The following is a 21,846-nucleotide window of genomic DNA, read 5'->3' on the forward strand; positions in this document are numbered from 1 at the left end:
AACAAAAACAGCATAAATTTCTATTGGACTGCTCATTTGCTTTCTGATTTAAGTAGGCTCTAATTATAAAATTATAAATACTACTTTTGGTACTTTCGAGTTATACTACTTATGTTGAAAACATTACTTTTTTGGATTGTAATAAGCTGTTTTTCTGGGCTCCACGCACAGGAAATAAAATCGCTGTACAAAACCAAAAAAATAACTCCTTCTCGCGATACGATTTACATTGAAAAAGAAAGTCTTAATTCCAGTTTTTTCAAATTGCTTGACGCCAATGGCAAACAGATTGACAGTACTTTATATATCATCAATTTTGAGAGAGGATCGCTACTTTTAGACGAGAAAAGCACTTTTAATTCCGATTCAATTACTATACATTACTTGAAATTTCCAGAAATGCTAACCAAAGAATATAGCATGTACGAACCCGGAAAAGTAGTAAGTAATGAAGCTGGAGCGGGAGACTTATACAGTATCAAAGATAAAAACCTAAAGAAAAGCATTCCTTTTGACGGATTGAATACTTCCGGAAGTATAACGCGCGGTATTACCATAGGAAATAATCAAAATGCGGTTTTGAACTCTAATTTAGATTTACAAATTACAGGAAAAATTTCCGAAAAGGTAAGTTTGAGAGCCTCAATTCAAGACAGTAATATTCCGTTGCAGGACGGTGGTTATTCTCAAAAACTAGATCAATTTGACAATGTTTTCATGGAATTATTCAGCGACGATTGGAACATTCGAGCGGGTGATATTTCTCTGGAAAACAAGAAAACCCAATTCTTAAATTTTAACAAAAAAGTACAAGGACTATCAACAAATTTCAACTTTGGAACTGAAGAAAACAAAACAAATGTCTTTGCATCAGCAGCATTAGTGCGTGGCCAATATGCCAAAAGTGATATTGTAGGACAAGAAGGAAATCAGGGTCCATACAAATTAAAAGGGCAAAATGGTGAATTGTATGTTCTAGTAGTATCCGGTTCAGAGCGGGTTTACGTCAATGGAATTTTACTTCAACGAGGAGAAAATAATGATTACACGATAGACTACAATGCGGGTGAAATTGTATTTACGCCACTTTATACCATCACTTCCGAAATGCGAATTGCTATCGAATACCAATATTCCGACAGGAATTACACGCGTTTTGTGACTTACACCGGAGCCACGCATGAAAATAAGAAATGGAGTTTTGGAGGCTATTTGTATTCAGAAAATGATCTAAAAAATCAACCGTTACAACAAAACCTTTCGGAAGAACAAGCATTAATATTAGTCAATGCCGGAGACAATCCAAGTTTGATGACTGCCCCTTCTGCCTATTCCGATTCTTATTCCGAAAACAAAGTCCTTTATCGAAAAACGCTCGTTAATGGCGTAGAAATTTTCGAATATTCGAATGATGTACAACAGGAATTATTCAATGTCAGATTCACTTTGGTAGGAACCAATAACGGAAATTATATTTTGACCAATGCTGCAACAATAACTCGAGTTTATGAATACATTGCTCCAATAAACGGGATTCTGCAAGGAAATTACGAACCCATAATTCAACTTATTGCACCAACGAAAGTGCAAGTTGCTACCTTTTTAGGAAAATTCAAGCCTACTGAAAAAACAGCTGTTGATTTTGAAATTGGCATCAGCAACAATGACAAAAATTTATTTTCTGCTATTGATGACGCAAATAATAAAGGTTTGGCTGGAAAAATAAATGCCAAACATAGACTTTTTTCAAAAAAATGGCAGTTGAATGCTTTCACAAATTATCAATTTATCCAGAATGATTTCAAATCTGTGGAACGGCTTTACAACATCGAATTTGACAGAGATTGGAATTTAGGAACTGCAGGCATTGGAAATCAAAGTTTATTAGTTTCCGGATTACAATTGGATTTAAATCCAAAACCAATATCCACTAATAAAGGAATGCTCTTGTATCAATTTGAAAAACTAGATTTCTCCGAAAATTTTTCAGGTAATAGGCATGTTATAAATGGTTTGTTCCGAATAAAAAATTGGAGCTTTCAAAACCAAGGCAGTTTTTTAAACAGTGATGGTACTATTTTGTCCTCTAAATTTTTAAGAAACCAGTCGCAATTGCGTTTTCATTTTGATAAAAATTGGATTGGTTCCAGCCTGCGTTTAGAAGACAATCAGGAAAAAGACAAAACGACTCAGCAGTTTTCGGCTTTGAGCCAGAAATATACGGAATACGGTTTATATACTGGAAGGGGGGACAGTACTAAGGTTTTTGTTGAACTAGGTTATTTAAGAAGAACCAACGACAGCTTGCAAAATGGATTGATTCAGCGGGTGAATTCGTCCCAAACTTTTATGCTGAAATCGAAATTAATCCAAACCAATAAGAGTGATTTATCTCTTTTTGCAAATTACAGGATCTTAGAATTTGAGGATGCCACACGAAAAAAAGAACCTACATTGAATTCCAGAATGGTATACACGGATCGTTTTTTTAATCAATTAATCCAAAGCACAACGGTTTACGAAACAAATTCAGGAACTATTCCACAACAGGAATTCACTTACTTAGAAGTTTCTGCGGGTCAAGGCGTTTATACTTGGAATGACTACAACAACAACGGAATTCAGGAATTACAGGAGTTTGAAGTTGCACCATTTATTGATCAGGCCACATTTATCCGGGTGTTTTTGCCCAATCGGGTTTACATTAAAACACATCAAAATAAGTTCTCACAATCTGTAATCTTAAACCCAAATCAATGGCAAAATGAAACAGGAATCAAGAAAGTACTTTCCTTTTTCTATAACCAAACTGCTTTTATAATAGACCGAAAAACGAGAAGTGACGGTTCTAATTTTGAATTAAATCCGTTTAGTAGTTCCAATGAAAATGTACTCGGACTGAGTTCCAGTTTAAGAAATACTTTGTTTTACAATCGAGGAAAGCAAAACCATTCGGTTACCTATTCTTATTTGGAAAATAAAACTAAAAACTTGTTGTCAATAGGTTCGCAGCAGGCTACAAATGGTTCTCATCAATTGCAATACAATCATTTATATCAAAAAAGCTGGCTGTTTGGTTTTTTTGCCAAAACAATTAAAACGGACATTCAATCAGAAAATTTTCCGGAGAAAAATTACACTATTAAAGGCTATCAATTGGCTCCAAAAATCAGTTATTTGTTTTCCAAAAATACCAGCTGGGACCTGTTTTATGAATTACAAAGGAAAGAGAATCAGATTGGCGTTTTTGAAACGCTGCTGCAAAATCGTTTTGGAACTGCCTTTTCTTACGCCGGTAATAAAAAATTCACGATGAACGGAGAAGTTTCTTTTTACCAAAATAAATTTGATGGCAATGAATTTTCGTCAGTAGGTTTTCAAATGCTGGAAGGATTGCAAACGGGCAGGAATTTAACTTGGCGCTTACTATTGCAAAAAAACATCACACAATTTTTAGACATAAACTTTAATTACCAAGGACGGAAAAGCGAAATAAATAAAGCCATTCATACTGGAAACGTGCAACTGAGAGCTTATTTTTAATGCTATAATTTAATGGTTTGGTAATGCCTTAGCAATATGCAAAACGGGTTCTTTGGCTAACTTTAAAATTAAAAACAACGAACCTATTTACCGCACATGGATTTAAAATCAGAACAAAAGACTATATTAATTGCGCCATTAAATTGGGGCTTAGGTCACGCTACCCGGTGCATTCCAATTATAAAGGCGTTGCTAGAAAATAATTTTATTCCTATAATCGCATCGGATGGTATTGCATTGGCTTTGCTAAAAAAAGAATTCCCTGACCTACAAACACTCGAACTTCCTTCGTACCAAATAGAATATGCTAAAAACGGAGCAAATTTCAAATGGAAATTGATAAAAAATAGTCCAAAGATGATTGAAGCAATCTGGGAAGAAAAAAAAACAATAAAAAAATGGATTGTAAAACACAATATAGACGGAATAATATCTGACAACCGACTGGGTGTGTTTAGCAAAAAAATTCCTTCCGTATTTATCACCCATCAATTGAATGTGATGACTGGAAATACCACTTGGATCACCAGTAAAATACACCAGCATATTATAAAAAAATTTACAGAATGCTGGGTTCCAGATCTTGCCGGATCTCTAAATCTAACTGGAAAAATGGGACATGTTGACGATCCAAATATTAAGGTTAAATACATTGGTCCTTTGAGTAGATTGCAAAAAAAATTGCTACCAAAAAAATATGATTTAATGATCATCCTTTCTGGACCTGAACCGCAACGTGGATTACTAGAAGCTCATCTGAAAAAAGAAGTAACTCAATTCAAAGGAAATGTGATTTTTATTGAAGGCAATATAGATTCCAAACAAAAAACTGTGGTCAAAGAACATGTAACCTATTACAACTTCATGAACTCAACAGAGTTAGAACAGGCTTTTAACGAAAGTGAAATAGTACTTTGCCGCTCCGGTTACACCACGATTATGGATCTTGCCCAATTGCGAAAAAAAGCTTTTTTCATCCCTACTCCCGGACAATACGAACAGGAATATTTAGCAAAAAAACTAAAAAAAGAAGGTTTAGTTCCCTATGCGACCCAAGATAATTTCAAAATTGAAAATCTAAGTGAAATAACATCCTACCGCGGATTGCCTGCGCTGCATTTTACAATTGAATGGGAATCGTTATTTGATGTTTTCCAAAGTAAGAAAAAGGCACATCAGGTATAAAAAAAACCTATTCTTCCGAATAGGTTTCATTAGCAATCATTATACTAAAAATGTGCAGTTTAGAAGTTACAGTTTAGTAACTTTTGAATTTGCATGTGTATTGAATTCTTTAAACAACTCCAGTAAATTCATCGTTGCTTTTATCAAATCATTAGTTTCTAAAAGTAAAGCAAAATACAATTTGCTGTTTTTAGGACTAGTTTCTACCGTTCTTATTCTTTCAATTTGTTTTTTAATTAATTGAGATACTTGCTCGTAAATCTTTATTTTGCTTTCTAGAAGAACATCAATTTTATCAAAAGAACCCTCTTGAAAAATAACAATAATATCTTCAAATAATTTTTTAAGTTCGTTATCTAAACTTTTCAAATCTCTGATTTGATTGAATTTTAATTGCTTGTGATTATTATTGATGTGTGAATAACTGTTTTGGGCAATAAATCCAAGGGACTGAATCATGTCTTGTAGATACCCTAAAATCATCACATAAAACATACTCCCTTCGGCTGAAGTTTCGTCTAGATTTTTTATGAAGTAGTACACATTACTTTTTAATTCATCAACTTCTTTTTCCAGCTTCTTAAGGTTTTTCTTATTCTCCTTTAATTTTCCTAAATCTTGAAGGCTCAAATTTTCGATAACCTCACTATAAATCATATTTGAGCCGCTAATGACTCTGGAAATTTGAATGGTACACTCACTAATAACTTCATTAATAGTAACGATATCTTCTCTTTTAAGAAGCAATAATTCTTGCTGGTCTTTTATAGTTTTTGTATGTTTTCTTGAACTTCGATACAAAAGAATTCCTAATCCAACTAGCAATCCGATGAAAGCATACACTTCCCCAACTTTTAAAAAATAGGCAAAGATAAAGGCTGAAATAAAAGCTACGATACCCGTAACAAACCATCCGCCAATCACATTAAAAACTCCTGCAATACGATACACAGCACTTTCCCTATCCCACGCTCGATCCGCAAATGAAGTTCCCATTGCCACCATAAATGTAACATAGGTTGTAGAAAGAGGAAGTTTCAATGAAGTTCCTATAGAAATTAAAATACTGGCTACCATCAAATTTACAGCAGCACGCACCATATCAAAAGCAGGTTCATCTTGGCGTTTTTTTCCTTTGACTTCTGATTTTTCAAATTGCTTATCAATTTTAATTTGGATTGTTTTAGGCAAAAAATAATTAATCCCTAGTCCGATATTAACTCCAAATCGCACAATATATCTGGACAACATATTAGGAGAAAATCGCTCTACGCCATCACCCTGTCTGGATAAATTAAGCCCAGTTTCTACTACACTTTTAGCTTTTTTTGAAGTCCACAACGTAACGACCATAATTACACCTGCTGCTGCTAAGAAATAAAATGGTGCTACAATATCATCATTAGCTAGCGCTCCCATCATAAATTCATTTCCCGAAATCCCTGAACCATTGAAAATCTCATAGGAGTTGTAGGCAGCAATAGGAACTCCAATAAAGTTCACCAAATCATTCCCGGCAAAGGCTAAAGCCAAAGCAAAAGTCCCTATTATTATGATTACCCGCAGGATATTTACTTTTAAAAAAGTCATCAATGCTTGAGAAAGCAGTGTAAAAAACACAAAATTGACTCCTATTATCAGTATTTGATTGCTTTTTATCCAGACATGAGTCGCTTCATCGATAAAGGACACTCCTTTCAATCCTTTGATCAATATAAAAAAAGTGATCGAAGTAATTGCTAATCCTCCAAAAAGCGCTCCTATATATTTGACTCTTTTTTCATATTGAAAAGTAAAAATTAACCGCGAAACATATTGAACAAAACTTCCTAGCGTAAAAGAAAGAATGACAGACAGTAGAATGCTGAAAACAATTTGAGATGCTTTTTCAGTATTAATGTAATCACTTAAAGTATCAAAATTATTATCTGAAATATAAATTTTATACATTGCCAAGCAGAGCGCTGCGCCTAAAAGCTCAAAAATAATTGAAACGGTTGTAGATGTTGGTAATCCTATTGAGTTAAAAACATCCAGTAATATAATATCAGAAATCATTACTGCCAGAAAAATGATCATCACATCATTAAAACTAAACATACTGGGAATAAAAATACCGCTTCGGGCAATTTCCATCATTCCACTGGAGAATAATGCGCCAACCAAAATACCCAAACTGGCTACAATCATTATAGTCCTAAAAGAAACTGCTTTTGAACCTATCGCCGAATTCAAGAAATTTACTGCGTCATTACTAACCCCAACAACAAGATCTATTATTGCTAAAATGCCTAAAACCACAAGCATTACTATATATATTTGCTCCATATCTGTATTATACTAAAATGTAAAATTTGTTGACTATGATCCAGTCTACTATTTATATAAAGAGTGTAATGGCAACACCATCATGTTAAGATGATGAATTACGGGTCCTCTTTTTTTAATTATTAAAAAATACTAATTCAAATGCTCCGTTTATCTCTTGTTTTAAACGATTCATAAACTACATCCACAAGAATAGACCTGTTTTGCAAATGTGACGCTCCAAAATTTGATTATCGTTAGTCTATTGTTATTTTGATGTCAATTTAATGTTAACTAAAAAAGTTGACACTAAAAAAATCACAAGCCATTACTCATCTATTAGGCTTGGTGCGTTAGAAGTTTAGAGAAATAAAAATAGAGAAATTATGTTTTTGACTTGGATTTTTCCAAAGTAAAGGAAAATTCAGACCCAACGTGAAAGGTGCTGTCTACATAAATTTTTTCGTTATGCGCTTCGATAATGTGTTTGACTATTGACAATCCTAATCCAGAGCCTCCTTCAGTTCTTGCTCCACTTTTATCTACTCTGTAAAAACGTTCAAAAAGTCTTGGAATATTTTTTTTCTCAATGCCTTCGCCGTTATCAGTTATTCGAACGATTATTTTTTCATCTGTCAAGTCCTCAATACTGACTTCAGTTGACCCTTTAAATTTTCCGTATTTAATGGAGTTTACGATAAGATTCATCACTACTTGTTGGATTTTTTCCTGATCTCCAATTACCATAATAGGTCGGTTGTATTTCATGTCAAACATCAGCAGAATATCCTTTTTAGAGGCTTTCATTTCGAGTAAATCAAATACATTCTGAACAAGTTTAACGATATCAAACTCGACAATTTCAAGATGTAAATCTCCAATTTCTAGCTTGGTAATCATATCCAGATCCTGAACAATATAGATGAGTCTTTCTACTCCTTTTTCGGCACGTTCAAGGTATTTTTTTCGGATGTTTTTATCATTCATGGCTCCATCAAGTAACGTAGAAAGATAGCCTTGAACCATAAAAAGCGGTGTTTTAAGTTCATGAGAAACATTGCCAAGAAACTCTCTGCGGTATTCCTCTCGAACTTTTAAGGTTTCTATTTCAAGCTTCTTGTCGGTTGCAAATTTCTTAACCTCCCGAGTAAGAGTAGCCATATCTGTAGTTATTGGCTGGTTTCTAAACGTGCTTGATTCTAATAAAGAAACGTCATCATATATTTTTTTTACTTTTTTGTAAATAAATCGTTCCACTCGATATTGAATAACTACAAATGAGAACGTAGCAATTGAAAAAGCAAAAATCAAGGCAAATTGATAGGAAAAAGTAAAAAACAAGTAGGTAAGGAAACTAACTAATCCAGTAGAAAAAAGAGTGATATAAAGGGCTGATTTTACAGCAAAGCGATATGTTTTTTTAAAATTTATTGTCATTTATACTTCAAACTTATACCCCACTCCTTTTATTGTTTTGAATAATTCTTCTCCTATTTTTTCACGTAATTTTCTGATGTGAACATCTATAGTTCTACCACCAACAACTACTTCATTACCCCAAACCTTGTCTAGTATTTCATCTCTTTTGAAGACTTTTCCTGGTTTTGATGCTAGTAAGTAAAACAATTCAAATTCCTTTCTAGGTAAAGCGATTTCAATATTATCTTTTACAATTTTGTATTCCTCCCGATTAATTTCTATTCCGCCTACATTAAGTGTTGTGCTGTTGACTTCTTTTTCTTTTATTCTTCGCAACAAAGCTTTTACTTTACTGACTAATAATTTAGGTTTAATAGGTTTAGTAATATAATCATCTGCACCGGCATCAAAACCAGCTACTTGTGAATAATCTTCGCTTCTGGCAGTCAAAAAAGTAATAAGCACATTACTAAGTTCCGGGATTTTTCGTATGTTTTCGCAAGCTTCCATTCCATCCATTTCGGGCATCATAACATCCATTATGATTAGGTCTGGAATTTCTTTTTTGGCGGTAGCAATAGCCTCTTTCCCATTTGCCGCTGTAAAGATTTGATATCCTTCTTGAGAAAGATTGTACCCTACAATTTCTAAGATATCCGGTTCATCGTCTACTAATAAAATCTTCGTGTGTTTTTTCTTCATAAAGCGTCAAAAATTATTTTGAATTGTAAATGTAATCATAAATGGGGTATTGAAAAGCTGTTAACGGTAATTTAATATTGCGTTGCTTTTAACGGCTAAAACAAAACAAAATCATAACAAACAAGTAACCTGCATTTTACATTTCAGCCGTTTCTTTGCAAAAAAAATCAAACAGATGAAACTTAAATTATTATTTTTAACGTTATTTATAACTGCTATTTCTTTTTCGCAGAACAAAGGAACTATAGCGGGTATCTTGACAGATAAGGATACTAACAATGAATCGTTACCATTTGCAAATGTTCTAATTAAAGGAACAAACATAGGAACGAATACTGATATTGACGGTAAATACTCAATTTCTATTGCGGCTGGAAATTACATTGTTCAGTTTAGCTTTGTAGGTTATGAAAGTATAGAAGTTCCCGTAACTGTTGTTGCGAATGAAACAGTTACATTGAACAAAACATTAGGATCTGGAAGTTTCAAACTGGAAGATGTAATAGTGCGATCTACAGTTAGTAGAGAAAAGGAAACGGCTCTATTATTAGATCAAAAACAAGCTGTTGTTATCAAACAAAGCATTGGCGCACAGGAAATGGCCCGTAAAGGAGTAAGTGATGTAGAAGAAGGATTAACAAAAATAACTGGAATTACTAAAGTGGACGGAAGAGGTTTATTCATTAGAGGTTTAGAAGACCGCTACAATAATCTATTGATAAATGATTTACAATCTCCTTCTAACAGTCCTTTCAAAAAAATTATTCCTTTGGATTTATTTCCTACTGACGTTGTAGGAGTTTTAAATGTATACAAAACTTTCAATCCTAATATTTCAGGAGATTTTGCCGGAGCGACTGTCAATATTGAAACACCTCAGCCGAAAAATATCACAAAATTGAATATTGGCTTTGGCTATACTACTAACAACAACCTTCAAGACTTTTTGCTGTCAGATGACGCAAATTCGACAAAGGGGTCTTTGGGAATGATTGGGAATGACAGAGCACTTCCTAGTCCTTTTGGTTCTGTTCCTAATGGCGTAGAACTTTCTCCTTCAGAATATGAAAACGGTTTTGGTAAAAAATCATGGGATGTAAATAACACAAAAAGTCCTTTGAATTCAAGTGTTGGATTTTTACATGCTCAAAAATTCAATCTTAAAAACGAAAGTAATATAAGTTATATTATGTCATTCAATTTTGATAATAAATACTCCTACAGAGAAGGTGTAGACAGAACCTTCAACCTTGGACAGAGCAATTACGATAATAATTTATACAACAAGCAGTACAGTTATCAGACTACTTTTTCTGGATTAGCTGGATTGAAATACAAAACAAACCGATTCAACTTAAACTTTAATACTTTTTTAATTAAAGCAACTGACAGTAAAATTCAAGATCAAATAGGATATGTTAATAGTGGTGCCAATATTACCGATAATCTAATCCGAATGAACCAATATGAGGAATCTAAGTATTGGAATACTCAATTATTTGGAGACTATAAGTTAACCGAAGATGGCAAACATTCCCTTAAAGCGGGAGGTTCTTATGTTAAAACTTCATTCCAACAGCCCGACCGAAAATTCATTACAGGTCGAGTAAATAACGATCAAATTGAAATGATATACGGTGGTAATAATTTAAACCGTCAATATCTTGATGTAAAAGGAAACTTTTATTACTCGTCTCTTTTGGAATATAATTTAAAATTTGGAGATCAAGAAGAATCCAATTTATTATCAATAGGATATAATAGCTCCCTAAATGACATGCAGTCTACTTATCGATTCTTTTCAGGAAAAAGTAGAACTAATACACAACCTTACAATGCAAATGTCAACACTATTAGCGAGAATATCAATCAAGACATAAACAATGGGATTGTATATGTTAAAGAGGAATCAAATGGTGATTATAAAGTCAAATTGAATCAGTTCGTTAATGCTGGCTACTTCAATTTGTTTATGAATTTTGGAGAGAAATGGGATTTAAATGCTGGGATTAGAGCAGAGAGTTCTACACGTGAAATAAAATATAGAGAACAAGGAGATCCTTTTGGAAGTGCTTACCGCAAAAAAACGGATGACAAACTTGACATCTTACCTTCTGTAAATGCAAAACGTATTTTGAATGATAACAGTAATCTTAGACTTTCATTAGCAAAAACAATAACTAGACCTGTAGCTGTAGAGTTGTTACCAATCAATTACATTAATGCTGACGGAACTTCAGAAAGTGGGAATAAAGATTTGAAGGATAGTGAAAACTACAATGTTGATTTCAAATATGAATTGTTCCCTAATAACAAAGAAATGTTCGCAGTAGGAGTATTTGGAAAAATGATTAACAATCCAATTGAAAGAGTTTTTAAACCAACTGCAAATAGTGGTGGCCAGATTACTACTTTTAAAAACTCAGAACAAGCCGTAATTTATGGTGCCGAAATAGAAATGTTGTTCCAATTGAGTAGAATAAACGAATCACTTTCTAATTTCTCCCTAGGTTTCAACACGTCATTAATGAGTACTGATGTTAAAATTGATCTTAAAAAACAAGGAAATGAATTAGAAAATAGTACCAATCGTAAGTTACAAGGTGCATCAAGTTGGTTAATTAATTCTGACTTAAAGTATGATTTCATTCTTAACAAAGATTGGAAAAACTCTATGACCTTAGTCTATAACGTATATGGAGATAGAATTTTCGCAGTAGGTTCTTCAGGAATTGATCATATCTACGAAAAGTCTTTTAGTAAATTAGATTTTGTTTGGACTAACTCTATTTCAAAAAGTATAGAACTTAAATTCGCAATAGACAATATATTAAATCCTAGCTATAAAAAAGAGTTGGGAAGTGAAAGTACGTTAAACATTACTGAAGACTCTCTAATTTTAAGAGAATTCAAAAAAGGTGTCGGTTTCTCCTTCAATATAGGATACACATTTTAAAAACTAAAAAAAAGAGCTGTAATGGCTCTTTTTTTGGTTTACATAGTAACATAAACTTTACATCAATTTGACTGTTATATAATACTTTAGTAACAATTGCATAACCAAATTACAGGAGCTCTATAGTAATTTTGATAAAAATAATAAACAAAAAAATTATAATTTTAAAAGTATTAAAAATGAAAAAATTAGTATTTAGTCTTGCATTATTGAGCTTGGTTTTTACAAGCTGTACATCAAGCGATGATGACACCGTAACAACTACACCAACTGCAAAAGGCGATATCACAGGTGACATTACAACATCAAAAACGTATGTGAAGGGTACTTACTCATTGATTGGTGCCGTAAGAGTTAAAAGTGGTGCAACACTAACTTTTGAAGCGGGTTCAGTAATTACGGCTGACGTTACGGATGGTTCTGATGTTCTATTAGTAGAAAATGGAGGAAAATTAAATATTTCAGGCACAGCTGCCGAGCCTGTTGTCTTTACTGAAAAATCAAAAACTGCAGGTTCTTGGGGTGGTATTATCATGTTTGGTGATGCTCCAATCGTATCAGGAAAAACAAGCGATGGAACTCCTATTACAACAGCAACTTCTGAAGATGGTACAAATATTGTTTACGGAGGTACAAATGCATCACATAATGGTGGCTCATTAAAATATGTACGAGTAGAATACGCTGGTAAAAAGATTCTTGATGGAAATTCTGAGATGAATGGATTTTCATTTTATGCAGTAGGTTCCGGAACAGTTTTAGAAAATCTTGTAGCTTATAAAGGAGCAGATGATGGTTTTGAATTTTATGGAGGAACAGTAAGCGCTAAAAACCTTATTTCATACGGTAACACAGATGATTCTTTTGACTGGCAAGACGGATGGCAAGGTCAAGCAAACACTAACTGGTATGCTTATCAAACTGGAGCTGGAAATTTTGGAATGGAAATCGAGGCAAAAAGTGTAAATAATTCATTTGGTCCTAAAGTATCAAACATTACCTTAAGAAGAGCTGCTGGAACTGTAACAGAGTCTGGTAATCCAACAGAAATTGATGCAATCCAATTCAAAAAAGAAGGAAACGGAGAATATTCTAACATCGTAATTTCAGGGTACACAAATACTGTAACATCTGGGTCTATTACAACTAATGCTGTTGCCGTTAGAATTCAAGATGCCATTACAAACACAAATCAAGTTCTTACTGGTAAAATAAAAATGTTGAATGTAAAAATATCTGACAGTACTCCTACAACTGGAGCTGGGGCAAGTACATTCAGTGTCGCTTTTCCATCAGCAAACTTCACAACAAGTACTACAGCAACTGGAGCAGCATTGACTCCTGGAACATGGGCAATTGTTGATGGTGTTAATTTATTAGGAAACTTGTAATCAAACTTCACAATTTTACATCAAACATCCTGAAAATTCAGGATGTTTTTTTTTGGTATGCTTTTTGAAATATTATTTGTATATTTACTATTCAAACTAATCTGATGGCAAAAAACTACTTTTATAGTATTACCTTATTGGTTTTTTTATTTTCTCTGAACGTTAGTGCTCAGGAAACTAAGCAACAACCAAGGACACAAGAAACCGCTTCAATTGAGGGTTTAAGCTTGTATCCAAATCCTGTGAGTAATGGTAAAGTTTACATTTCTACAAAGAACGATCTTGACAAAGAAATCATAATCTTTGATGTTTTAGGAAAAAAAGTACTTCAAACCGTTTTGAGCTCAAAAGAATTAAATGTTTCTAATCTAACTTCAGGAGTTTACATCATTAAAATCAATGAAAGAGAAGCATCAGCAACTCGGAAATTAATAATACGATAATACTTCAAAAAACAAAACACAAAAGCTCCAATTCCTATTGGGGCTTTTTTTATAATGCTCAAACGGAATCAAACCTAAGATTCCCGTTTATAGTATTTGATATTGGTTTGCCTTTAAATTTTTGATTACTTTTGCAAAAAAATTTCTTGATTACTTCCTCCGATATATTTGCTATTTCTAATCAAAAACAATTTGAAAAAATTGCCTTAAAGGTGTTTCGTTTCCAATACGAAAACAATAAAGTGTATCAGGAATTTTGTGATTTATTAAAAACAGCTCCTCAAAAAGTAAAATCGCTACAGCAAATTCCATTTTTACCCATTCAGTTCTTCAAAAGTCATCAAGTAGTTTCTAATACGAATCCCATTCAGGAAATTTTCACCAGCAGTGGAACGACCGGAATGATAACCAGCAAACACCTGGTTACAGATGTTACTTTATACCAAGAAAGTTACCGCAAAGGATTTTCTGAATTTTATGGCAATATTGAAGATTATGTTGTTTTGGCCTTGCTTCCATCGTACCTAGAGCGCGAAGGTTCCTCATTAATTTACATGGTCAAGGATTTAATTGAACTTTCCAATCATCCCGAAAGTGGTTTTTACCTGCACAATCACGACGAACTGATTGCCAAGCTTATTGCTTTAGATCAAGCCGGTCAAAATGTCATTCTGATTGGTGTTACTTTTGCTTTATTGGATTTAATTGAGCAACATCAGTTTCAATTGCAGCATACCATTATCATGGAAACGGGCGGTATGAAAGGCAAACGCAAAGAAATGATTCGGGAAGAATTGCACGAACAATTGTGTAAAGGTTTTGGCGTTTCAGCCATACATTCTGAATACGGAATGACCGAATTGCTTTCGCAAGCGTATTCTTTAGGAAACGGCGTATTTGAATGCCCTTCTTGGATACAAATCCTTGTTCGCGATACCGAAGATGCTTTGACCTATATTCCAGACGGAAAAACAGGCGGAATCAATGTGATTGATTTGGCCAACATTAATTCTTGTTCGTTTATTGCAACCCAGGATTTAGGCAAAAAAAATCCCAACAACTCTTTCGAGGTATTGGGACGTTTTGATAATTCTGATATTCGAGGTTGTAACTTGATGGTTCTTTAAACTACTCTCACCACAAAATAGTTTTTCTTTCCACTTTGCAACAATATAAATTGATTGTTGATTAAATCTTTGTTCGAAAGCACAAAATCTTCGGCAACTTTTTCTCTATTTACTGAAATAGAATTAGCCGTCAAAGCGCGTCTTGCTTCTCCATTTGATTTTAGAAATCCTGTTTTTTCGTTTAAAACGTCAACAATATTGATTCCGGTTTCAATTTGATTTCTGCTGATTTCCGCTTGAGGAACACCATCAAAAACATCTAAGAAAGTAGCTTCATCCAATTGTTTTAAATCATCAGAAGTAGAATTCCCAAACAAAATATTCGACGCTTTTATCGCATTTTCTAAATCTTCTGCTGAATGTACCATGACCGTAATTTCTTCGGCCAAACGTTTTTGTAACAAACGTAAATGTGGTGCTTCTCTATGTTTTTCAGTTAAAATTTCGATTTCATCTTTAGATAAAAAAGTAAAAATCTTAATGTATTTTTCCGCATCAACATCCGAAGTGTTCAACCAATATTGGTAAAATTTATAAGGAGAAGTCCGAACCGAATCCAACCAAATATTTCCACCTTCTGATTTTCCAAACTTGGTTCCATCCGCTTTTGTAATCAAAGGACAAGTCAATGCATACGCTTTACCACTTGCAATTCTACGTACTAATTCAGTTCCCGTAGTGATGTTTCCCCATTGGTCACTTCCACCCATTTGCAACGTGCAATTCTTTTCTCTGTACAAATGCAGAAAGTCATATCCTTGAACCAATTGGTACGTGAACTCTGTAAATGACATTCCTTCGGCAGCTTCAGAGGACAAACGTTTCTTCACAGAATCTTTAGCCATCATATAATTTACCGTAATATGCTTCCCTACATCACGAATAAAATCAAGAAAAGAAAAGTTCTTCATCCAGTCGTAATTATTCACTAATTCTGCTGCATTAGCCGAATTAGAAGTGAAATCCAAGAAACGAGCCAATTGTCCTTTTATCGCTTCTTGATTGTGACGTAATGTTGGTTCGTCCAATAAATTTCTTTCATTCGATTTTCCGGATGGATCACCAATCATTCCTGTAGCACCACCTACTAACGCTAATGGTTTATGACCTGATAGTTGAAAATGTTTCAATAACATCACCCCAACTAAATGTCCTATATGCAATGAATCGGCAGTTGGGTCAATTCCCACATACGCCACACGCATTTGTTCCATCAAATGTTCTTCTGTGCCGGGCATAACATCGTGGAGCATTCCTCTCCAAGTTACTTCTTCAATAAAATTCTTCATCTTTTTAATCAATTTTCACAAAGATAATAATATCAATGGCAAAAATCAATTTCAATCACAATAACAATTTTTAGGAAATATTAATTTCAAAGTTCTAAAGTGAAGTTGTGATTGAAAATGTTATTCGATTGAAATTGCTATTATTATTGCCATTGAAATGGATTTCATTACATTTGTAACTATGATTTTAGTCACAGGAGGAACCGGTTTAGTAGGCGCACATTTATTGCTTCATTTAATTGATAATGGTGAAAAAGTGCGTGCCATTTATCGAAATGTAACTTCAATAGAGAAAACTAAATCGCTGTTCTCTATGTACAAAAAGGAATCGTTGTTCGAGCAAATCGAATGGATTCAAGCAGACATTACCGAAGTTCCTTCATTAGAAATCGCCTTTCAAAATATTGATACCGTGTATCATTGCGCCGCTTTGATTTCTTTTGATCCAAAGGATGAAGATATATTACGAAAAACAAATATTGAAGGCACCGCGAATATTGTAAATTTCAGTATCGGCTATAAAATAAAAAAACTGTGTTTTATAAGTTCTATTGCCACTTTAGGCGATTTACTACCTCATGAAAAATTCATTACCGAAGAAACCGAATGGAATCCGGAAAAGTACCATAATGATTATGCCATTTCTAAATATGGCGCCGAAATGGAAATCTGGCGCGGACAACAAGAAGGTTTAGAGGTAATAATTGTAAATCCGGGCGTAATTCTTGGACCAGGTTTTAGAGAGCAAGGAAGCGGACAACTTTTTACGAAAGTAAAAAACGGATTGAAATTTTACACGCTGGGTTCTACTGGATTTGTTGCCGTCATTGATGTTATTCGAATGGTGCATCAATTGATGAAAAGCGAAATCAAAAACGAACGCTTTACTTTAATTGCAGAAAACAATGTGTATCGTGATATTCTGAATATTATAGCTGATTCGTTGCAGGTGAAGCATCCTAAAACCCATGCAAAACCCTTTTTTATGGAAATACTCTGGAGATTGGATTGGTTGGCTTCGAATGTTTTTGGTCAAAAGAGAAAATTATCTAAAGCCACTGCAAGAGCTTCTTACTCGGAAAATAATTATTCCAATCAGAAGATCAAAGATACCTTGAAAACTGACTTCATCGATATTAGACACTACATAAAAGACATAGCACAACTTTAAAATTGTATTTTTCTCTACTTCAATTTCGTAGTATCTGCTTTAATTACCTTTAGTTTTTTGTTTTTGTTTTTATTTCTAAGAAGAGATTTCTTTTTCTTTTTTTCTAAATTAAGCAATGAATCGGTTATTTGCCTTGTATCCTCCAATCGTTTCGTAATTTCGTCAAACATCAATTTATAATCCTCATAATTTGATGCATAATACACATTGTTTTTTGCAAATTGCAGGCTATCAATTTTATATTTTGTAAAAACATAAGCTCGCGGATTTATTTTAAACGTATCCAAAGAAGCTGGATTTTGATATTTTATAGCCTCTAGAATAGATAAATCATACATGATATCGACCATCACGTCCTTATCGATTAAACGATCTGGTTTTTGAATCACTTCGTCTTTACAACTAACCAGCAACATCATTACTGCTAAAAATAGTATGTTTTTTTTCATTTGACAGAATTTTATCTCTCGAACAATAAACGTTTTCCTGCACGGATTTCTTTCACTTTAAAAGCAGTATAGACTAACTGTCCGTTGACAAAAGTATGAGTAATTCTAGATTTGAAGGTAAAACCTTCAAAGGGTGACCAACCACATTTAGCTAAGATATTCTCTTTTTTTACGCTCCAAGGCAAACCCGAATTTATGATAACCAAATCCGCATAATAGCCTTCTTTGATAAAACCACGTTTTTCGATTTTGAAGATTTTTGCTGGATTGTGACACATTTTTTCTACAATTTTCTCAACGCTAATTTTACCCTGATGATGTGCTTCAAACATTGCTACAACTGCGTGTTGCACTAATGGTCCTCCTGAAGGCGCGTTAAGATAGGATTGCTTTTTCTCTTCTAGAGTATGCGGCGCATGATCTGTAGCAATCACATCAATGCGGTCATCAAGTAATGCTTCCCAAAGTGCTTTTCGATCATTGGCCGTTTTTACTGCAGGATTCCATTTTATAAGATTGCCTTTTGTAGCATAATCATCATTGGTAAACCACAAGTGATGTATACAAACTTCGGCAGTTATTTTTTTGTCTTCCAAAGGGATTTTATTCGTAAACAAATCCATTTCTTTGGCCGTTGAAAGATGAAAAACATGCAAGCGAGCACCTGTTTTCTTGGCAAGAGCAACCGCTTTAGAAGAGGAAATATAACAAGCTTCCTCGCTTCGGATGAGGTGATGCGCCGTTACAGGAACCTCTTCACCATACTCTTCTTTGTATTTGGCTAGATTATTTTTGATAGTAGTTTCATCCTCACAATGCACTGCAATAAGCAATGGCGTACTAGAAAATATTTTCTCTAAAGTGGCCTCATTATCCACCAACATATTTCCGGTTGATGAACCTAAGAATATTTTTATTCCGGCAACATTCTTTGGATTGGTCTTCAAAACCTCCTCTAAATTATCATTGGTGGCACCCATCATAAAGGAATAATTCGCATACGATTTTTGGGAAGCCAACTCATATTTTTGTTCTAATATTTCTTGCGTCACTGCATTGGGAACCGTGTTGGGTTGCTCGATGAAGGAAGTAATTCCTCCTGCAACTGCCGCCTTAGACTCTGATTCTATGTCGCCTTTATGTGTCAGTCCTGGTTCTCTAAAATGCACTTGATCATCAATAGCTCCAGGAATTAAATAATTACCTTCGGCATCAATGATTTTACAATCAGAAAATTTAGCACTAATACTTTCTGAAATTTCCACAATCAGATCATTCTCGATCAACAAATCGCCCTCAAAAATGGCGCCTTCATTAACTATTTTGGCATTTTTTATTAAAATCCTGTTCATCGTATCTTTTTCTTATAATGTATTTAATAATCTTTTTAATTTGAGCGCGATAACGCCAAAAACGGCTTCAATAATTATTGAATTACTCATCTTAGACTGTCCTTTAGTCCTATCGGTAAAAATAATTGGAACCTCAACAATTTGAAAATTTTTACAATAGGTTCTGTATTTCATTTCAATTTGGAATGCGTAACCAACAAATTTTATTTTATCCAAGTTGATTTCTTCTAACACTTTTCTTTTGTAACAAACATAACCAGCTGTGGCATCATGAATTTTCATCCCGGTTATCATTCGCACATAAACGGAGGCAAAATAGGACATCAATACCCGACTTAGAGGCCAATTTACTACATTTACACCAGTGACATAGCGGGAGCCAATTGCTAAATCAGCATCGCCAAAATGACAAGCGCTGTATAACTTTTCCAGATCGTTAGGGTTGTGAGAAAAATCTGCATCCATTTCGAAAACATATTCATAATGATGCGCTAATGACCATCTAAAACCATGAACATAAGCCGTTCCCAAACCTGATTTTTTATCTCTTTTTTCTAAAAATAAACGGCCTGCAAATTCTTTCTGAAGTAAAACGACCTTATCAGCAGTGTGATCCGGAGAATTATCATCAATAATAAGAACATGAAAAGGTTTGTGTTGCGAAAGCACTGATCGAATTATGCTTTCTATATTTTCAATTTCGTTATAGGTAGGAATTATAACAATACAATCATTCATATTTTTGACTAATTTCACGGCAAAAGTAAACTTTTTATGCCATTTCATCCTTATTAAAATTATAATAAAAAGAATGATATAAAAATTAGTAATTTTGCACTGTTATGATCGAAACTATACTTCATCCAAGAATAACAGAGACGAAGGACTGGGCAACCGCTCTTTTCGTGCTGTCGTTTGTTATTATAGCCATTACTAAATCTGTTTTTGAAAATCGGTTTGGTGATTTTGCCAACCTTTTATTTTCTAATAAATATACTAAAGTTTACCGAGACAGCAGTCACTTAAAAAGTGGATTTACAGTTTCTTTATTTTTAGTCCAAGTGATCTCTCTTGCCTTTTTTATCCAAATCTCTCTGAGCTATTTTGGTCTTGCAACAAAAACCGACTGGTTGCTTTACATTCAAATATTTACATTCTTAATTTTCTTCGTTTTAGCTAAATATTTGATAGAAAAAATAATTGCCACATCCTTCAATATCGAAGAATTTATGGAGCAGTTTAACCTACAAAAAGTTACTTATCGCACCTATATTGGATTATTAATACTTCCGTTCAATATTATTTTGTTCTATAACGACTCCATTTCAAGAAATATACCTTTATTAATCATAGGCTTAATACTGATAATCAACGTTATAACTTATTTTATTTCAATAAAAAATTATCAAAATTTAATATTCGGTAAGTTGTTTTATTTTATTTTATATCTTTGCGCTCTCGAAATAGCTCCCTATTATTTTATGTATTATTGGTTTACAAAAGGGAGTGCTTAGAAAACGTTAAAATATGAAAGTGAAAACAATTTTGGTGTCACAGCCTGAGCCTAAAGTCGAAAATTCCCCCTACTTTGAACTTCAACAAAAGCATAAAGTAAAAATTGATTTCAGACCGTTTATTCATGTTGAAGGAGTAAATGCAAAAGAAATAAGACTTCAAAAAATTGATCTGAATCATTACACAGCAATTATTTTAACCAGTAGAAATGCAGTAGACCACTTTTTTAGAGTGGCGGAAGAAATGCGATTTAAAGTTCCCGAAGGATTGAAATATTTTTGTCAATCAGAGGCCGTAGCTTTTTATCTCCAAAAATATGTAGTGTACAGAAAACGTAAAATCTATGTAGGACCAAAAGATTTTGCAGATTTATCGCCATTAATTAAAAAATACAAAGACGAAAAATTCTTGTTGCCGGCTTCGGATCAATTAAATGCCGACGCTCCAATGACGCTAGATGCACTAAAAGTAGACTGGACGCCTGCTGTTTTTTACAAAACAGTAATGAGTGACTTGTCTGATTTAGCTGATGTTTACTATGATGTTTTGGCTTTCTTTAGTCCAACAGGAATAAAATCATTGTTCATGAACTTCCCGGAATTTGAACAAAACAATACTAGAATTGCTGTTTTTGGCAGTACCACTCAAAAAGAAGCTTTGGATCACGGTTTAAGAATTGATATTCTTGCTCCAACACCGGAAACCCCTTCGATGACGATGGCTTTAGAAAAATACATAGCTGAAGTCAATAAAGGAAAATAAAAAATATTTTTTATAAAATTAAAAGCCATTCGCAATCCGAATGGCTTTTTTTTGGTCAAAATTTACAATCATCTAAAGGTTCTTTTTCTTATACGAATGGTACCTATAAAATAACACTACCGTCAACTGTCAAGTAGTCTAGAATAATTCTTGTATCTCGACTGCGCTCTAAATGACAAAAAAACTTGTAACTGAACGCCCTCGATATTAAATTTGATCATTTTTTTCTTAAATT

At 33.7% G+C, this 21,846-nt stretch carries 16 protein-coding genes; 9 read left to right on the forward strand and 7 right to left on the reverse strand.

From position 1 onward, the window contains the following. The first annotated feature begins 111 nt into the window (after nucleotides 1-111). Together ACEN2F_RS04460 and ACEN2F_RS04465 are read left to right on the forward strand one after the other, a co-directional pair. Entirely contained in the window at nucleotides 112-3,543 is a 3,432-nt protein-coding gene (locus ACEN2F_RS04460) for a hypothetical protein (RefSeq protein ID WP_441736523.1), read from the forward strand. Nucleotides 3,544-3,639: 96 nt separating this feature from the next. Next, nucleotides 3,640-4,728 carry a glycosyltransferase gene (locus tag ACEN2F_RS04465; protein ID WP_441736525.1) on the forward strand — a complete coding sequence of 363 codons (1,089 nt, stop codon included), beginning with the start codon at nucleotides 3,640-3,642 and terminating at the stop codon, nucleotides 4,726-4,728. A gap of 66 nt (nucleotides 4,729-4,794) precedes the next feature. Here ACEN2F_RS04465 and ACEN2F_RS04470 read toward each other — a convergent pair whose 3' ends face one another. From ACEN2F_RS04470 to ACEN2F_RS04480, 3 genes are all read right to left on the reverse strand, one after another. Then, on the reverse strand, nucleotides 4,795-7,056 hold the full coding sequence (locus ACEN2F_RS04470; RefSeq protein WP_441736526.1) for an anion permease: 2,262 nt from the start codon (nucleotides 7,054-7,056) through the stop codon (nucleotides 4,795-4,797). A 363-nt stretch (nucleotides 7,057-7,419) separates the two neighbouring features. Next, the gene (locus ACEN2F_RS04475; protein WP_441736528.1) at nucleotides 7,420-8,472 is read right to left on the reverse strand and encodes a sensor histidine kinase; all 1,053 of its coding nucleotides are present in this window, start codon (nucleotides 8,470-8,472) and stop codon (nucleotides 7,420-7,422) included. Next, entirely contained in the window at nucleotides 8,473-9,156 is a 684-nt protein-coding gene (locus ACEN2F_RS04480; RefSeq protein ID WP_441736530.1) for a response regulator transcription factor, read from the reverse strand. A 175-nt stretch (nucleotides 9,157-9,331) separates the two neighbouring features. Between ACEN2F_RS04480 and ACEN2F_RS04485 the strand changes: the two genes are divergently transcribed. The 4 genes from ACEN2F_RS04485 to ACEN2F_RS04500 all read left to right on the forward strand — a co-directional run bounded on the left by ACEN2F_RS04485 (nucleotide 9,332) and on the right by ACEN2F_RS04500 (nucleotide 15,073). Continuing rightward, nucleotides 9,332-12,112, forward strand: a complete 2,781-nt coding sequence (locus ACEN2F_RS04485; protein ID WP_441736532.1) for an outer membrane beta-barrel protein — start codon at nucleotides 9,332-9,334, stop codon at nucleotides 12,110-12,112. A 179-nt stretch (nucleotides 12,113-12,291) separates the two neighbouring features. After that, nucleotides 12,292-13,503: a hypothetical protein gene (locus tag ACEN2F_RS04490; protein ID WP_441736534.1), complete on the forward strand. Its 1,212-nt coding sequence runs from the start codon at nucleotides 12,292-12,294 to the stop codon at nucleotides 13,501-13,503. Nucleotides 13,504-13,607: 104 nt separating this feature from the next. Then, entirely contained in the window at nucleotides 13,608-13,946 is a 339-nt protein-coding gene (locus ACEN2F_RS04495) for a T9SS type A sorting domain-containing protein (RefSeq protein ID WP_441736536.1), read from the forward strand. Between the two features lie 146 nt (nucleotides 13,947-14,092). Then, a complete protein-coding gene (locus ACEN2F_RS04500; protein ID WP_441736538.1) occupies nucleotides 14,093-15,073 on the forward strand; it encodes a LuxE/PaaK family acyltransferase in 981 nt (326 codons plus the stop codon). Here ACEN2F_RS04500 and tyrS read toward each other — a convergent pair. Continuing rightward, on the reverse strand, nucleotides 15,070-16,362 hold the full coding sequence (gene tyrS, locus ACEN2F_RS04505; RefSeq protein ID WP_441736540.1) for a tyrosine--tRNA ligase: 1,293 nt from the start codon (nucleotides 16,360-16,362) through the stop codon (nucleotides 15,070-15,072). The two genes, ACEN2F_RS04500 and tyrS, sit on opposite strands and share 4 nt — an antisense overlap. A gap of 181 nt (nucleotides 16,363-16,543) precedes the next feature. Here tyrS and ACEN2F_RS04510 point away from each other — a divergent pair, with 181 nt between their 5' ends. Next, nucleotides 16,544-17,533: an NAD-dependent epimerase/dehydratase family protein gene (locus ACEN2F_RS04510; RefSeq protein WP_441736836.1), complete on the forward strand. Its 990-nt coding sequence runs from the start codon at nucleotides 16,544-16,546 to the stop codon at nucleotides 17,531-17,533. A 14-nt stretch (nucleotides 17,534-17,547) separates the two neighbouring features. Here the strand turns inward: ACEN2F_RS04510 and ACEN2F_RS04515 are convergent, their stop codons facing one another. Genes ACEN2F_RS04515 through ACEN2F_RS04525 form a run of 3 tightly spaced genes read right to left on the reverse strand, consistent with a single transcriptional unit; the run spans nucleotide 17,548 to nucleotide 20,072 of the window. After that, nucleotides 17,548-17,982: a DUF4296 domain-containing protein gene (locus tag ACEN2F_RS04515; protein ID WP_441736542.1), complete on the reverse strand. Its 435-nt coding sequence runs from the start codon at nucleotides 17,980-17,982 to the stop codon at nucleotides 17,548-17,550. An 11-nt stretch (nucleotides 17,983-17,993) separates the two neighbouring features. Continuing rightward, entirely contained in the window at nucleotides 17,994-19,334 is a 1,341-nt protein-coding gene (locus ACEN2F_RS04520; protein ID WP_441736544.1) for a dihydroorotase, read from the reverse strand. A gap of 12 nt (nucleotides 19,335-19,346) precedes the next feature. Continuing rightward, nucleotides 19,347-20,072: a polyprenol monophosphomannose synthase gene (locus ACEN2F_RS04525; protein WP_441736837.1), complete on the reverse strand. Its 726-nt coding sequence runs from the start codon at nucleotides 20,070-20,072 to the stop codon at nucleotides 19,347-19,349. A 104-nt stretch (nucleotides 20,073-20,176) separates the two neighbouring features. Here ACEN2F_RS04525 and ACEN2F_RS04530 point away from each other — a divergent pair, with 104 nt between their 5' ends. Both ACEN2F_RS04530 and ACEN2F_RS04535 read left to right on the forward strand, forming a co-directional pair. After that, the gene (locus tag ACEN2F_RS04530) at nucleotides 20,177-20,848 is read left to right on the forward strand and encodes a DUF4271 domain-containing protein (protein ID WP_441736546.1); all 672 of its coding nucleotides are present in this window, start codon (nucleotides 20,177-20,179) and stop codon (nucleotides 20,846-20,848) included. A gap of 13 nt (nucleotides 20,849-20,861) precedes the next feature. Continuing rightward, the gene (locus ACEN2F_RS04535; RefSeq protein ID WP_441736548.1) at nucleotides 20,862-21,611 is read left to right on the forward strand and encodes a uroporphyrinogen-III synthase; all 750 of its coding nucleotides are present in this window, start codon (nucleotides 20,862-20,864) and stop codon (nucleotides 21,609-21,611) included. Nucleotides 21,612-21,846 lie beyond the last annotated feature (235 nt).

Source organism: Flavobacterium sp. W20_MBD1_R3, from assembly GCF_052119725.1.
Lineage (GTDB): Bacteria > Bacteroidota > Bacteroidia > Flavobacteriales > Flavobacteriaceae > Flavobacterium.

What these genes read in the sequence shown, in the direction of transcription:
- ACEN2F_RS04460 (WP_441736523.1), top strand. Translation starts at nt 112, where the DNA reads ATGTTGAAAACATTACTTTTTTGGATTGTAATAAGCTGTTTTTCTGGG.
- ACEN2F_RS04465 (WP_441736525.1), top strand. Translation starts at nt 3,640, where the DNA reads ATGGATTTAAAATCAGAACAAAAGACTATATTAATTGCGCCATTAAAT.
- ACEN2F_RS04470 (WP_441736526.1), bottom strand. Translation starts at nt 7,056, where the DNA reads ATGGAGCAAATATATATAGTAATGCTTGTGGTTTTAGGCATTTTAGCA.
- ACEN2F_RS04475 (WP_441736528.1), bottom strand. Translation starts at nt 8,472, where the DNA reads ATGACAATAAATTTTAAAAAAACATATCGCTTTGCTGTAAAATCAGCC.
- ACEN2F_RS04480 (WP_441736530.1), bottom strand. Translation starts at nt 9,156, where the DNA reads ATGAAGAAAAAACACACGAAGATTTTATTAGTAGACGATGAACCGGAT.
- ACEN2F_RS04485 (WP_441736532.1), top strand. Translation starts at nt 9,332, where the DNA reads ATGAAACTTAAATTATTATTTTTAACGTTATTTATAACTGCTATTTCT.
- ACEN2F_RS04490 (WP_441736534.1), top strand. Translation starts at nt 12,292, where the DNA reads ATGAAAAAATTAGTATTTAGTCTTGCATTATTGAGCTTGGTTTTTACA.
- ACEN2F_RS04495 (WP_441736536.1), top strand. Translation starts at nt 13,608, where the DNA reads ATGGCAAAAAACTACTTTTATAGTATTACCTTATTGGTTTTTTTATTT.
- tyrS (WP_441736540.1), bottom strand. Translation starts at nt 16,362, where the DNA reads ATGAAGAATTTTATTGAAGAAGTAACTTGGAGAGGAATGCTCCACGAT.
- ACEN2F_RS04510 (WP_441736836.1), top strand. Translation starts at nt 16,544, where the DNA reads ATGATTTTAGTCACAGGAGGAACCGGTTTAGTAGGCGCACATTTATTG.
- ACEN2F_RS04515 (WP_441736542.1), bottom strand. Translation starts at nt 17,982, where the DNA reads ATGAAAAAAAACATACTATTTTTAGCAGTAATGATGTTGCTGGTTAGT.
- ACEN2F_RS04520 (WP_441736544.1), bottom strand. Translation starts at nt 19,334, where the DNA reads ATGAACAGGATTTTAATAAAAAATGCCAAAATAGTTAATGAAGGCGCC.
- ACEN2F_RS04525 (WP_441736837.1), bottom strand. Translation starts at nt 20,072, where the DNA reads ATGAATGATTGTATTGTTATAATTCCTACCTATAACGAAATTGAAAAT.
- ACEN2F_RS04530 (WP_441736546.1), top strand. Translation starts at nt 20,177, where the DNA reads ATGATCGAAACTATACTTCATCCAAGAATAACAGAGACGAAGGACTGG.
- ACEN2F_RS04535 (WP_441736548.1), top strand. Translation starts at nt 20,862, where the DNA reads ATGAAAGTGAAAACAATTTTGGTGTCACAGCCTGAGCCTAAAGTCGAA.